Annotated in this window: 13 protein-coding genes; 9 read left to right on the top strand and 4 right to left on the bottom strand. The window is 49.8% G+C overall.

What is annotated here, in order from left to right; all coding sequences use genetic code 11:
• The first annotated feature begins 312 nt into the window (after positions 1–312).
• Genes Q0117_RS06905 through Q0117_RS06890 form a run of 4 tightly spaced genes read left to right on the top strand, consistent with a single transcriptional unit; the run spans position 313 to position 3,147 of the window.
• Positions 313–624 carry a 4Fe-4S binding protein gene (locus tag Q0117_RS06905; RefSeq protein ID WP_297924045.1) on the top strand — a complete coding sequence of 104 codons (312 nt, stop codon included), beginning with the start codon at positions 313–315 and terminating at the stop codon, positions 622–624.
• The gene (locus Q0117_RS06900) at positions 624–1,745 is read left to right on the top strand and encodes a 2-oxoglutarate synthase subunit alpha (RefSeq protein ID WP_297924043.1); all 1,122 of its coding nucleotides are present in this window, start codon (positions 624–626) and stop codon (positions 1,743–1,745) included. The genes Q0117_RS06905 and Q0117_RS06900 overlap by 1 nt, the downstream gene beginning before the upstream one ends.
• Positions 1,746–2,591: a 2-oxoglutarate ferredoxin oxidoreductase subunit beta gene (locus Q0117_RS06895; RefSeq protein ID WP_297924040.1), complete on the top strand. Its 846-nt coding sequence runs from the start codon at positions 1,746–1,748 to the stop codon at positions 2,589–2,591.
• A gap of 1 nt (position 2,592) precedes the next feature.
• Entirely contained in the window at positions 2,593–3,147 is a 555-nt protein-coding gene (locus Q0117_RS06890; RefSeq protein ID WP_297924038.1) for a 2-oxoacid:acceptor oxidoreductase family protein, read from the top strand.
• A gap of 219 nt (positions 3,148–3,366) precedes the next feature.
• Here the strand turns inward: Q0117_RS06890 and Q0117_RS06885 are convergent, their stop codons facing one another.
• The 3 genes from Q0117_RS06885 to Q0117_RS06875 form a co-directional block, all read right to left on the bottom strand.
• Entirely contained in the window at positions 3,367–3,867 is a 501-nt protein-coding gene (locus Q0117_RS06885) for a hypothetical protein (RefSeq protein ID WP_297924036.1), read from the bottom strand.
• Positions 3,868–3,869: 2 nt separating this feature from the next.
• Entirely contained in the window at positions 3,870–4,301 is a 432-nt protein-coding gene (locus tag Q0117_RS06880) for a hypothetical protein (RefSeq protein WP_297924034.1), read from the bottom strand.
• Positions 4,302–4,592: 291 nt separating this feature from the next.
• Positions 4,593–5,090, bottom strand: coding sequence for a hypothetical protein (locus Q0117_RS06875; protein ID WP_297924032.1), 498 nt, complete (start codon positions 5,088–5,090; stop codon positions 4,593–4,595).
• 209 nt (positions 5,091–5,299) lie between these two features.
• Here Q0117_RS06875 and Q0117_RS06870 point away from each other — a divergent pair, with 209 nt between their 5' ends.
• The gene (locus Q0117_RS06870; RefSeq protein WP_297924030.1) at positions 5,300–5,782 is read left to right on the top strand and encodes a flavodoxin domain-containing protein; all 483 of its coding nucleotides are present in this window, start codon (positions 5,300–5,302) and stop codon (positions 5,780–5,782) included.
• Between the two features lie 349 nt (positions 5,783–6,131).
• Positions 6,132–7,097, top strand: a complete 966-nt coding sequence (locus Q0117_RS06865) for an HlyD family efflux transporter periplasmic adaptor subunit (RefSeq protein WP_297924028.1) — start codon at positions 6,132–6,134, stop codon at positions 7,095–7,097.
• Positions 7,098–7,210: 113 nt separating this feature from the next.
• On the opposite strand, the gene Q0117_RS06860 is transcribed toward Q0117_RS06865, so the two are convergent.
• Positions 7,211–7,855, bottom strand: a complete 645-nt coding sequence (locus tag Q0117_RS06860) for a hypothetical protein (protein ID WP_297924026.1) — start codon at positions 7,853–7,855, stop codon at positions 7,211–7,213.
• A gap of 427 nt (positions 7,856–8,282) precedes the next feature.
• On the opposite strand from Q0117_RS06860, the gene Q0117_RS06855 reads away from it, so the two are divergent.
• The 3 genes from Q0117_RS06855 to Q0117_RS06845 form a co-directional block, all read left to right on the top strand.
• Positions 8,283–10,172: an ATP-binding cassette domain-containing protein gene (locus tag Q0117_RS06855; RefSeq protein ID WP_297924024.1), complete on the top strand. Its 1,890-nt coding sequence runs from the start codon at positions 8,283–8,285 to the stop codon at positions 10,170–10,172.
• Positions 10,159–10,989, top strand: coding sequence for a hypothetical protein (locus Q0117_RS06850; protein ID WP_297924022.1), 831 nt, complete (start codon positions 10,159–10,161; stop codon positions 10,987–10,989). Before Q0117_RS06855 ends, Q0117_RS06850 begins: the two co-directional genes overlap by 14 nt.
• The coding region (locus Q0117_RS06845; protein WP_297924020.1) for an ABC transporter permease at positions 10,986–11,976 on the top strand (991 nt) is incomplete at its 3' end. The genes Q0117_RS06850 and Q0117_RS06845, both read left to right, overlap by 4 nt.

The following is an 11,976-nucleotide window of genomic DNA, read 5'->3' as shown; positions in this document are numbered from 1 at the left end:
GAAATAAAGCGAATTTGACGCGACGCGGAATTTACAGAGCTAAAATTTTAAAGCGCAGAATTCTTGTGATAGAATTTGCAGCATCAAATTTCACTTTGGCAAGAAATTTAAGCTCGCGGAATTTTGCAGCGTAAAATTTCATTCGCTGCGGAATTTTAAAATTTGCGCAATTTTGCTCGCTGTGAAATTTCGTAGATTAAAATTTTACTTTGGCTCAGAATTCTGCGTGACGTAAAATTTTTAAACGCCGCAAAATTTCAATAAATCGCGAAGCGGGATTTAGTGCGGATTTTGATAAATTAAGGAGAAAATATGAGCGAAAATGAGAGCCAGCGCGCCGTATGGACGGATGAGAGCCGCTGTAAGGCGTGCAACATCTGCGTAAGCGTCTGTCCTAGCGGCGCGATCGCGATGAGACAGGACGAGGGCGCCGTGCAGGGCATGATGATCGACGTGGTGGATGAGGGCGCCTGTATCGGCTGTAGGGAGTGCGAGTTGCACTGCCCAGATTTTGCGATTTTCGTCGCGCCCAAGGGCTTTAAATTCGCTCGTATAAGCTCTCAGGCTAGAGAGATGGCTGAAAAGATCAAAAACAATAATTTTATGAAACCCAAGGACGCATAATGAGAGAGGTAATTTCCACAGGCAACGCCTTAATTGCGCGTGCGGCGATTGATTGTGGCTGTAATTTTTTCGGCGGCTACCCGATCACGCCGAGCAGCGAGATCGCGCACGAGATGAGTCGCTTGCTACCTAAGGTCGGAGGTAAATTTATCCAGATGGAAGATGAAATTTCGGGCATTTCTGTAGCTTTGGGCGCGTCTATGAGCGGTGCGAAGGCGATGACGGCAAGCTCCGGTCCTGGAATTTCGCTGAAATCAGAGCAGATCGGGCTTGGCTTCATCGCTGAAATTCCGCTTTTAATCGTAAATGTTATGCGCGGAGGTCCTAGCACCGGGCTTCCTACGCGAGTGGCGCAGGGCGATATTTTGCAAGCTCGCAACCCCACTCACGGCGATTTTCAAAGCATCGCGCTGTGCCCTGGCTCACTAAAGGAGGCTTATACGCAAACCGTGCGCGCCTTCAATCTAGCCGAGCGGTTTATGACGCCGGTATTTTTGCTACTTGATGAGACGCTTGGGCATATGCAGGCTAAGGCGGTGCTGCCTGAAATTTCGGATTTAAAAATCGAACGCAGGGCGGAATTTAAAAGTAGTCCGAAAGATTATGAGCCCTACGACGCTGCACCCGATAAGCCTGCGGTGCTAAATCCATTTTTTAGGGGATATCACTATCACATAACGGGGCTGCATCACGGCGCGAAGGGCTTTCCGACCGAAAACGAGCAGATCGTGGATCACTCTATAAAAAGGCTTTTTAATAAAATTTCGGCGCATGAAGATGAGATCGTGCAATATGAGGAATTTATGCTAGATGACGCTGATGCTTGCATCATCGCCTACGGCAGCGTTAGCCTGGCAGCAAAAGACGCGATTTTAAAGCTACGAGGACAAGGCGTGCGTGTGGGACTTTTTCGCCCGATCACGCTGTGGCCAAGCCCTGTGCGCAAGCTAAGAGAGCTAGGGGAGAGATTTAATAAAATTTTGATCGCCGAGCTAAATTTAGGGCAGTATCTGCTAGAGGTGCAGCGCGCTTGTTTGAGGGATGATTTTAAGACGCTTCTTAAGGCAAACGGCAGACCGATCAGCCCTAGCGAGATTATCGAGAAAGTAAAGGAGCTTTAAATGGCGTTTGATTACGACAAATATCTAAGAACGGACAAGATGCCTACGCTTTGGTGCTGGGGCTGCGGCGACGGAGTGATCTTAAAAGCGATCATCCGCGCGATTGACCGCATAGGCTGGAGTATGGACGATGTGTGCGTGGTAAGCGGTATCGGCTGTAGTGGCAGGATGTCGAGTTACATAGACTGCAATACCGTCCATACGACGCACGGACGCGCGATAGCTTATGCTACGGGTATCAAGCTTGCAAATCCAGGCAAACACGTAATAGTAGTCACTGGCGATGGCGATGGGCTTGCGATAGGGGGCAATCACACGATCCATGGATGCCGCCGCAATATCGATCTAAATCATATCTTAGTAAACAATTTCATCTACGGGCTTACGAACTCGCAGACGAGTCCTACGACACCGCGCGGGTTTTGGACGGTTACGGCACAATACGGCAATGTCGATCCCAGCTTTGATGCGGCGAAACTTGCGATCGCTGCCGGAGCAACTTTTGTCGGACGCGAGAGCGTGACAAATCCCGAAAAAATCGAGCGACTTCTAGCCAAGGGCTTTGAGCACGAGGGTTATAGTTTTTTTGATATTTTTAGCAATTGCCACGTAAATTTGGGTCGTAAAAATAAAATGAGCGAGGCAGTGCAAATGCTAAAGTGGCTTGATTCGCGCACGATTTCCAAAGCAAAATTTGACGCTCTTAGCAAGGATGAGCGAGCGGGGCTATTTCCGCTTGGGGTTTTACATGAAGATAATGAGCATACCGAATACACAAAGGCGTATCAAAAGGTGATAGACGCGGCACAAAGCGGCGAAGCGATAAATTTTGAAGGACTAAGATAAGATGAATCAATTAAGATTTGTGGGAGTGGGCGGTCAAGGCGTAATCCTAGCAGGTGAGATTCTAGCTGCGGCAAAGATCGCACACGGCGGCTATGGAATCAAGGCATCTACGTATACCTCTCAGGTACGCGGCGGACCTACGAAAGTGGATATTATCTTAAGCGATGAAGAAATTCTATATCCTTACGCGAGTGAGGGCGAGATCGATTTCATGCTCGCAACGGCGCAGAGTAGCTACGATGCTTTCAAAAATGGCGTGAAAAAAGGCGGCGTGATCGTAATTGAGCCGAATTTAGTAGCGCCGAGCGATGAGGATAGGATGAACTTTAAAATTTATGAAATTCCGATCATCACCATCGCAAAATACGAAGTTGGGAATGTCATCACTCAAAGTGTCGTGGCTTTAGCGATCGCAGTAGAGCTTAGCCGCTGTATGGACTCAGGACTAGTAAAAGAGCAAATGCTCCGCTCTGTGCCTGAAAAAACCCGTGCGCTAAATGAAAAGGCGTATGATTTGGGGATGAAATACGCAAGAGATGTTTTAGAGGAAATTTAAAAGGCTTGAATAAATTTATGATTAAAAAATTGCAAGAGTAAAATTTAGAAATTTTTATAGGTAAGATACAAAGTTTCTGGATTAGAATTTCAAAATTATATAGCCAACTGCTTACATTATTTTTTTGATGGGTTGTATTAATTCAAATTGCCCGCCGCGACCTTTTATCTTTTCAAACTTTATAAATTATTGCCGTTCTTTTATCCTGTTAAATTAATCTTATTCCAAAAGTTCTTTAGCTTTTTTAACAGGATTGCATTCGTCGTTATTTAAACATGGCTCCAAACCATAGCTCATCTTACAAGCCAATTTTTTCTTCGAAGGCTCTATCGCCGCATCGCATACCTTTTTAAGATTTACAAATGCTCTTTTTATGTTGCCCGTATAGTACAAATCGTGCATTCCTGCATTTAGGCAAAAATTTAATAATCCGGCATCGCAAGCTTTGTTTAACGCTTTTGTTGAGTCTTCATCTCTGCGCAAATATATTAATAAAATTCCCAATGCACCGCAGCTTTCAAAATTTTTTTCGTCGCATTTTGCCGATAAAGTATCTTTTAATATCGAGCAAGCTTCATAATCGCCTTTGTTCCAATCGCATTTATTCGCTAAATTTTTTAAGTTTGTATCGTTTATTGCGGCAGAGATATCAATGTCTATATCGTTTGTTGCCAGCAAAGGCATAGATAAAAGTAGCGCTAATGATAAAATTTTTCTCATGGTTATAGTCCTTTGATAATTTCTTTGGCTTTCATTAGCGGATCGCACTTTGCATCTTTAGAGCAGTCTTCAATCTCTTTCCTTATGCTGCAAGCAAGCCTTTTGTCCTCTGAAATTCCCTCTTTGCAAATTTTGTCAAAAACCTTAGCGGCTCTTTCAAGATTTCCCGTAAAAAGTATATCGTTAATGGCAAGATAGGAGCAGTAAGACATGATATTTGCTTCACATGCTTTGATCAAAGGAGCGGATGAAAATTCGTATTGACCCAAATCCGTAAATATCATCCCGACGGCCCCACAGCTTTCGTAATCTCCGCCGTCGCACTTTTTGGATAAAATTTCGACTAGCCTCGTGCATGCGCTGTATTTTCCCTCGCCGCTATCGCAAGCAATCGCTAAATCTTTTTCCTCTTTGGTTTTTAATAAATAATCCAAGCCTTCCGCCGCCGCAGCGGGGATCGCCGCAAATACCACTATAAAAACGAGTATAGAAATTTTAAAAGATAGAATTTTTTCATCGCCGCCCCCTGTTTTTAAGCGGCGATTATATATTAAAATATTTTAGCGGGCTCTTAAAATTTTGCATAGTTAAAATTTCGATCACCGCTAAATTTAGCGGCGCTATTTTTGTAAGCCGCGCCGCTTTGGGATTTTAAACGTCGCTATTAAATTTAAGCGCTGCGGTGAAATTTTAAAATTTCACCGCAAGCTTTGGGCGGCCGTAATTTAGCATCCCGAGTTCGGCTGCACCCGCGTTTCGCTGCCCGTGTGGATCAGCAGAGCTTTGCCGCGCTTAAATCTACACGGCGGATCGGCTTGCACGGATGAGTATTCCTTGTCGTTTAGCTTGTAGATGATGTTGGAGCCCTGCACCGTCTTTTGGGAGTTTTGGATCGCATCTCCGGCGACCGCGCCCACTGCTGCGCCGCCTATGAGCCCCACGGTTTCGGCTAGACGCCTACTGCTGCTATGTTTGCCGAGCTTATGCCCGATGATGGCGCCCGTAGTGCCGCCCGCGACGCCACCTAAAATTTTACCAGTATTGCCCTCGGAGCGCTCTACGTTTATTTTGGCGGGCAGGACATCGACGATCTCGATCCGATCGCTTTGCCTCATGCGGTTCGTCTCGCTCGCGTCATAAATATCTCCGCCGTATCGATCCTGCGGGGTCGCGCAGCCGCAAAGCGCTATCGCTGCGATCAAACATAATGTAAAATTTCGCATATCCTCTCCTTGTAATGAGCTTGGCGACATTATACTGCGGATTTTTATACGAGCGGTTAAGCGGCGGCGTTAAAATTTACCGGCTCGCTGCCGCTTAAAATTAGCTGGATACGAGGCATCGCGCCGTATCTAGGCGCCTTATAAAATTTTTATTTCATTCAAAATTTATCTTATTTTGTTAGAATCGTTATTATTTTAAAGGAGAAAAAATGAAAAAACTACTAGTTTACGCCACCAAAGGCGGCGATACGAAGGTCGTGAGCGAATACATCGCTTCAAAGCTCGGCTTTGAGATCAAGGAAGCCAAAGAGCTAAATGAGGAGGATTTGGCGGGCGCTAGCGCGTTTATTTTTGCGGCTTCGACGCACGGCGACGGACAGATCCAGGCTAAATTTGACGACAAATTGGAGCTTTTGAATAAAACCGACTTCGATGGCAGAAAGGTTGCGCTCGTGGGCGTCGGCAATGTCGAGCGCCACGGCAGCGATTTTTGCAGCGGCATGAGCGCGTTTTTGCCGGTGCTTAAAAAGGCTCGTCTCATCGGCGCTTGGGGCGCAGAGGGCTATAAATTTAAACATTCGCGCGCCTTCATAAACGGCAAATTCGTAGGTCTTACGATCGATTTTAAAGGCGACGAGCACTGGCAGGCGAGGGCTGATAAATGGATCGCCGCGGTTAAAGGCGAGTTTTAAATATTTCAATTTTTGTACGACCGAGCGAGCATTGGGCCCATAAAGCCCAATGCTCGCTAAATTTCGCCATTAAATTCCGCGCTCCGCTTCCGAGCGGGGTCTCCTCGTCAAAATTTTAAAATTTTTAATTCAAAAAGTCGCGTATTTTACAAGCCGTACCGCTTAAAATCGCGCGGATAGGATGAAATTTTATCCTCCCAAGCTCAAAATCTAGCCCGCTCGCGGCGACCAATTCAATACGGCAATTTAATGCGATCAAGTTATAAAATCACCGCCCGAACTTCAAATATCAGCGCCGCATTAGAAAAGTTATTTTATAATAACCGTATATCAAAATTTAAGGCGATCTATGAAAAGGCTTCTAATTTTCGTCGTTTTTGCGCTGGTCGCTCTCGCCGCGGCGATCTACTTCAATCTCGATAGGCGCGAAGAGGTCGCGCACAAGGCCTACGGCATCATCGACATCAGGCAGAGTTCGCTTAGCTTCGAGCGCAGCGGCCGCATTAGCGCGCTTTACCGCGACGAGGGCGATTTCGTGCAGGCTGGCGATGTTTTGGCGGCTCTGGATACGGCGGATCTGAGTTTTCAAAGACAGGTTCAGATCGCGAGGTGCGACGGGCTTAAATTTAGCTTGCAAAAGCTGCAAAGCGGCTTTCGTAGCGAGGAGATCGAGATGGCGGCGGCGAACGTAAGCGCGCTGCAAAACGCCCTACAGCTCGCTACTTTGACGAACGAGCGCCTAAAGAGCCTAGGTAAAACCAACTCCGCGTCCAAGCAGCAGATCGACGAGGCGTTTTACTCGATGAAGCGCACGCAAGCCCAGTTGCAGAGCGCGCAGGCTAATCTGCGCCAGCTTCAAAGCGGCTACCGCGGCGAGGATGTCGGCGCCGCCCGTGCAAATTTGACAAGCTGCGAGGAAAATTTGAAATATCTGAACTACCAAATCGAGACGCAAAGCGTGCTAAAAGCGCCATTTAGCGGGCAGATCAGAGCGCGCCTTAAGGAGCTCGGCGACATCAGCATACCAAGCGTGGGCGTTTTTGAGCTCAGCGAAGTAAAAAACAAGCGCGCGAAATTTTATCTGAGCGAAAATCAGCTCCGCTTCCTGCGTGCCGGACAGAGCGTGCGGATCATCGCTGCGGACGGCTCTAGCGCGAGCGCAAAGGTCGCCTACGTGAGCCAAACCGCGATGTACACGCCGCGCACGGTGCAGACCGAGGAGCTGCGCGCCGATCTCGTGTGGGAGGCGCGCGCCGATTTTAGCGACGAAGATGGGCAGTTTCGCTTAGGTCAGCCGATCAGCGTGGAATTTTAACATGCAAGCGCTGCGAGTGAAATTTTAATGCATGAGCGAAATTTTAGCGCGCGGACGGCACTTCGAACACTGCGGGCAAAATTTGGATAGCCAAGCTCGCTGTCCGAGAAATTTTATGCAATGTTGCGCGAGCCGTGCATACGGTGTGAACCTGATGAAATTTTAAAAACGCGCTTCGAGGCGGAATTTAAACGGCGCCTGTTCGGCAGAGAGTAGGGCGATGAAATTGCACCGCTCCTAAAATACATCGTCTCGGCGGCGAGTAAAATTTTGGCGAAATTTTGGCGCAAAGCAGTGTGAGTTAAATTTAAAATTTGCGGCTCGGAAACGAGTACAAGCAGGGCGGCATAGCAGGTAACGGGCTTTGTTTCTAGCTGGCGTTTTGCGATAAACGAGCGGCAATTGAGTGCCGACTGCGGATAGCGGTAAAATTTCGCTACAAAACAAGCGACGCGATTAATGTCGATTGCGAGCGGCGTAAAATTTTGCCCAAAGGACGCGGTAGCCGAAGTCGGTACTATGCTAAGGAAAGCCGAGACTAGGTAAAATTTCGCCAAAAGAGATGGTGGCGGTAAATTTACCCCGAAAAGCAGGCGGAAGTGAAATTTTACCCAAAGGGCGGGCAGCGGTAAAATTTCACCGCAAAAGGCGTAGCGCAGATAGAGAGCTCGGCGCTCACAGCTCGCCAGGCGTCTAAAAACTCGCTTTTGTTTGCGTTTTGAAGCGAATTTATCGCGGATACTTACGGGTCGCTTCATGTTTTGGAGACCGCCCCGTCCATGCGCGTTGTGTGCGCATTGTTAGCGGCGTGGCTAGCCGATGCTATAGCACACGCTCAAGACCGGATCGGGCGTCGCGCGGAATATTCGGCGCGAGCCGTAAGCAACACCGATCGTGCAGGCACGCAAAATTCGAGCGGGCGATTGCAGGGCGCCCCGACGCGATAGGGCTTGATTTCGCGCGCTTGCGGTAAGTTGCGTCGAATTTATGCGAGGTTTGGGCGAAATTGTTCGGCGTGCGTTGCGAAATTTAAAGCGCGCGGCGGTTGTAGAACCGAGATGCCGTAGCGGCCGCAAAACCACGACGTCTCGGCGGCTGCAGAAGCAAGACGCCGCGACAAAGAGTGCCTTTTAGGCATGCGTAGGTCTCGTTCGTCGCGCCAAGCGACGGGGCGAGCAATAAAATTTGGAGCTAAGCTTGGATCTACTAAATATCGTAAATTTAAAGAAATTTTACCTACGCGAAGATCGCAGCAAAAACGTCGTTTTTGAAAATTTTGATCTACGAATTGACGATACGCCGCGGCTCATCAGCCTCGCGGGCCCAGACGGCGCAGGCAAATCCACACTTTTAAAGCTCATCTGCGGCATCATCGCGCCCGATTGCGGCGAGATAAAGTTCGCAGGCTTCATCCCTAGCGGCGAAAATAAAGAATTCGTCCGCGCAAACGGCTATATGTCGCAGAGCCTGGGGCTTTACGAGGAGCTTAGCGTCTGGCAAAATTTAAACATCTTCGCAGGCCTAAAAGGACTTGATCTAAAAAGCGGCGAGGAGTATCTGCGCGGGCTTTTGCGCCGCGTGGGGCTTTTGAGCTTTAAAGATTACGCCGTGGATTCGCTCTCCGGCGGGATGAAACAAAAGCTTGGCGTTGCGTGCGCGATTGCAGCTCGTCCGCGGCTTTTGGTGCTCGATGAGCCCACCGTCGGCGTCGATCCGCTCTCGCGCAGCGAGCTGTGGGCGATCGTGCGCGAGTACCTGGATCAAAGCGGCGCGAAATGCATATTTTCGACGGCGTATTTCGACGAGGCGGCGGATGCCGATCTGACGCTGATCTTACTCGGCGGCAAGATCATAGCGCAGGAGCGTGCCGCAAAGATCACCGCGGCGCTGCGGGACCGCACCTTTCGCATATGCAGCGAGGATTATCAGAGCCTGGCGCGCCGCCTTATGTTTAAGACGCAAAGATTTTTAAAAAACTCCCCGCTCATCGATATCTGCCCCAGAGACGGCAGCGTCGATCTGCTAAGTGAAGAGCCGATAAGCCTGCGCGATCTACAGGAGTTTTTAAACGCGAGCCTAAGCGGCAGCGACGAAAATGGAGGCAGCGAAAGCACGGAGCGCGAAAACGGAGGCGACGAAAATTTTAAAATTTCAAACGAAAGCATGAAATTCAACGAGGGCATTAAATTTAACGAGAGCGAAAGCGCTAAATTTAAACTGAGCCCGCGCGAGGCGAGCCTAGAGGATGCGTATATTTTTTTAAATAGAGCCGAAATCGGCGCGGCAAACTTCGGCTACGAAAAAAGGAGCTTCGATGCGGCTCAAACCGTCATCAAAGTGCGCGACGTGAGTAAAAAATTCGGCTCATTCACCGCCGTGGAAAATACGAGTTTCGAGGTCAAAAAGGGCGAGATTTTCGGCCTTCTGGGCCCAAACGGCGCGGGTAAGACGACGACCTTTCGCATGATCTGCGCGCTTTTGGGGATGAGCGGGGGCGAGATCTCGGTCATGGGCGAGGATCTGCGCTACGCCAAATCATCGATCAGATCGCGCATCGGCTACGTCTCGCAGAAATTTTCGCTTTATAAAAAGCTAAGCTGCTATCAAAATTTAGAGTATTTCGGCCGCAGCTACGGCATCGGCGGAGTAGCGCTGAAGCGGCGCATAGAGGAGCTTTTGAGCGAGTTTGGCTTGCAGCGGCTGCGAAACGAGACGTGGCAAAACCTGCCGTTCGGCGCGGGGCGCAACCTCAGCATGGCGTGCGCGCTCATCCACTGCCCCGAGATTTTGTTTCTCGACGAGGTCACCAGCGGCGCCGATCCGCTCTCGCGCAGGCTCTTTTGGAACCGCATAAACGCGCTGGCGCGCACCGGCGTGAGCGTGGTCGTGACGACGCATTTTATGGAGGAGGCGGAGTATTGCGATCGGTTTTTGATCCAAGATCGCGGCAAAATCCTAGCGCTAGGCAGCCCCGACGAGGTCTGCGTGCAGCACGGGCGGCGGCTTAGCGTGCAGCAGGCCTTCATAAACGAGGTGCAAAAATTTAGAAGCGAGGCGGGCGATGAGGGCTTTTGATCTGAATTTTGCGCGAGCGGCTAGGATTTTTGATCCGAATTTTATGCGAGCCGGGCGAAAAGCTGCGCGCCCGCACGGTAAAATTTTAAGCGGCGAAAGGCTCTTGCGGGGCGATGAAATTTTAAACGGCGGCTGGATTTTGAGCGACCGGGCTTTGAACGTCGGTAAAATTCCAAGCGGCGGCGGGATTTTTAGCAGCGGCGAAATTTGGAGCGATAGTAAAATTTTAAATGGCGGCGAAATTTTGAATGAGACATCGCGCAGCAGGACACGGCGCAAATTTTGTAGACGGATACTGCGCGAGCTCTGCGTCAAAGCGAGCCCGCTTCATCTGCGCCATAAATTTCAAAGCGCGAGCAGCTCGCAAATAGATAATAAATTTAAAAGGGCGACCGCTCTGCAAACAGATCGCAAATTTAAAATGGCGGTCAGTCTGCGAGTAGCTTGTAAATTTAAAACCCTGATGCAAAAATTTTATCGCGGATATTGCGCCGCCGTAGAGCTTTTACGTCAAAAATCTAGCAGCGAGACCGTGCCGCGCAACTGCTTGAAATTTCAAAGCTCGCCGTATGCGCTCGCGCGATTAAAATTTCAGGGCGCGATGAGTAAAATGGGCGCAGGCAGTCGGTCTGCACTGCTAAAATTTCAAATCTCGGTTGCCGCACTTTCGCAATTAAAATTTAGGGGCGCGCCAAATGCGACCCCGCGGCTAAAATTTCAAAGCGCGATAGTCGCCGCATTTGCGCGATCAAAATTTAGAGGCTTACCGCAAACGGCGCAGTTTCGCAAAATCCGAGCACAGGGGCAGGGCGGATGAACTTTACCTTTTTAAAAATCCTCGTAAAAAAGGAATTTGCGCAGATCGCAAAGGACCGATCGGCGCTCGTGATCGCGTTTTTGATGCCGCTAATTTTGGTCGTGATCTACGGATACGCGATGCGAATGGACATAAAGCCCGTCAAGGTGGGCTTCGTAAGCGATCTGGGCTCAAAAATCGAGCGGGATCTGCTCGACGGATTTTTGGGCTCAAAATACCTGCAAACCCGCGTTTACACGGACTTAGGGAGCGCGAGGAAGGATTTTAGGGCGCACGAGATCGAGAGCATTTTGTATTTTGATCCGCGCTTTGCGGCCAAATTTCAAAACACCTTGAGCGGGCTCGGCGGCGCAAGCGGCGGCATAAATTTAAACCTCTCTATCGACGAAAGCTCCTTCGCGGGCGGCGCAAGCGATATCCAAAATACTAGCGGCGGCGAAAATGTCCGTCCGCTTGAGGACAGAGGCGCAGACGCCGGCACGGAGAGCGGCATAAACGCCTCCGCAGGCGGTGCAAGCGGCGAGAGTTTGCACCGCAACGGCGCGGAAGCGGGTAGCAACGCAAATTCTTTTGGCGGCGGCATTGGAGTAGATACCGGCAGCAGCGCAAGCGACATAGGCGCAGATCAAGGCGGCGTAAATTTAATCGGCGGGGCAGGCGATACGAATGTAGGCCCTATCGACGGCGCAGGCGATATCCGAAATACTAGCGGCGGCGTCAATGCGAGCCCCTCCGCTAACGGCGCGGGTAGTGCAGGCGACGCTATAAATAACGGCGACGGAGCAAGCGGTGCAGGCGACGGAGCAAGCGGTGCAGGCGGCAGCTCAAGTAATGTAGGCGGCCCAAATGGTGCAGGAGGCGGCGCGAGCAGCTCGAATAAAGACGGCGCCGAAATTTTCCTTATCCAAAACGCCACGCAGTCGCAGCTTGCGCTTCTTAGCTATGTTTACGTAGCAGGCGTAATCGAGCAGGTTTTGGCGCAAGATT

Origin of the sequence: uncultured Campylobacter sp., assembly GCF_937997535.1 — a bacterium.
Classification (GTDB): Bacteria; Campylobacterota; Campylobacteria; order Campylobacterales; family Campylobacteraceae; genus Campylobacter_B.
The sequence above is the reverse complement of the archived record's forward strand: the minus strand, read 5'-3'. Positions and strand labels throughout refer to the sequence as shown.

Bases quoted from the DNA above. Each gene is read 5' to 3' on its own strand.
- Q0117_RS06870 (WP_297924030.1), top strand. From the start codon at position 5,300: ATGAAAAAACTACTAGTTTACGCCACCAAAGGCGGCGATACGAAGGTC.
- Q0117_RS06860 (WP_297924026.1), bottom strand. From the start codon at position 7,855: ATGAAGCGACCCGTAAGTATCCGCGATAAATTCGCTTCAAAACGCAAA.
- Q0117_RS06850 (WP_297924022.1), top strand. From the start codon at position 10,159: ATGAGGGCTTTTGATCTGAATTTTGCGCGAGCGGCTAGGATTTTTGAT.
- Q0117_RS06905 (WP_297924045.1), top strand. From the start codon at position 313: ATGAGCGAAAATGAGAGCCAGCGCGCCGTATGGACGGATGAGAGCCGC.
- Q0117_RS06875 (WP_297924032.1), bottom strand. From the start codon at position 5,090: ATGCGAAATTTTACATTATGTTTGATCGCAGCGATAGCGCTTTGCGGC.
- Q0117_RS06885 (WP_297924036.1), bottom strand. From the start codon at position 3,867: ATGAGAAAAATTTTATCATTAGCGCTACTTTTATCTATGCCTTTGCTG.
- Q0117_RS06890 (WP_297924038.1), top strand. From the start codon at position 2,593: ATGAATCAATTAAGATTTGTGGGAGTGGGCGGTCAAGGCGTAATCCTA.
- Q0117_RS06900 (WP_297924043.1), top strand. From the start codon at position 624: ATGAGAGAGGTAATTTCCACAGGCAACGCCTTAATTGCGCGTGCGGCG.
- Q0117_RS06865 (WP_297924028.1), top strand. From the start codon at position 6,132: ATGAAAAGGCTTCTAATTTTCGTCGTTTTTGCGCTGGTCGCTCTCGCC.
- Q0117_RS06895 (WP_297924040.1), top strand. From the start codon at position 1,746: ATGGCGTTTGATTACGACAAATATCTAAGAACGGACAAGATGCCTACG.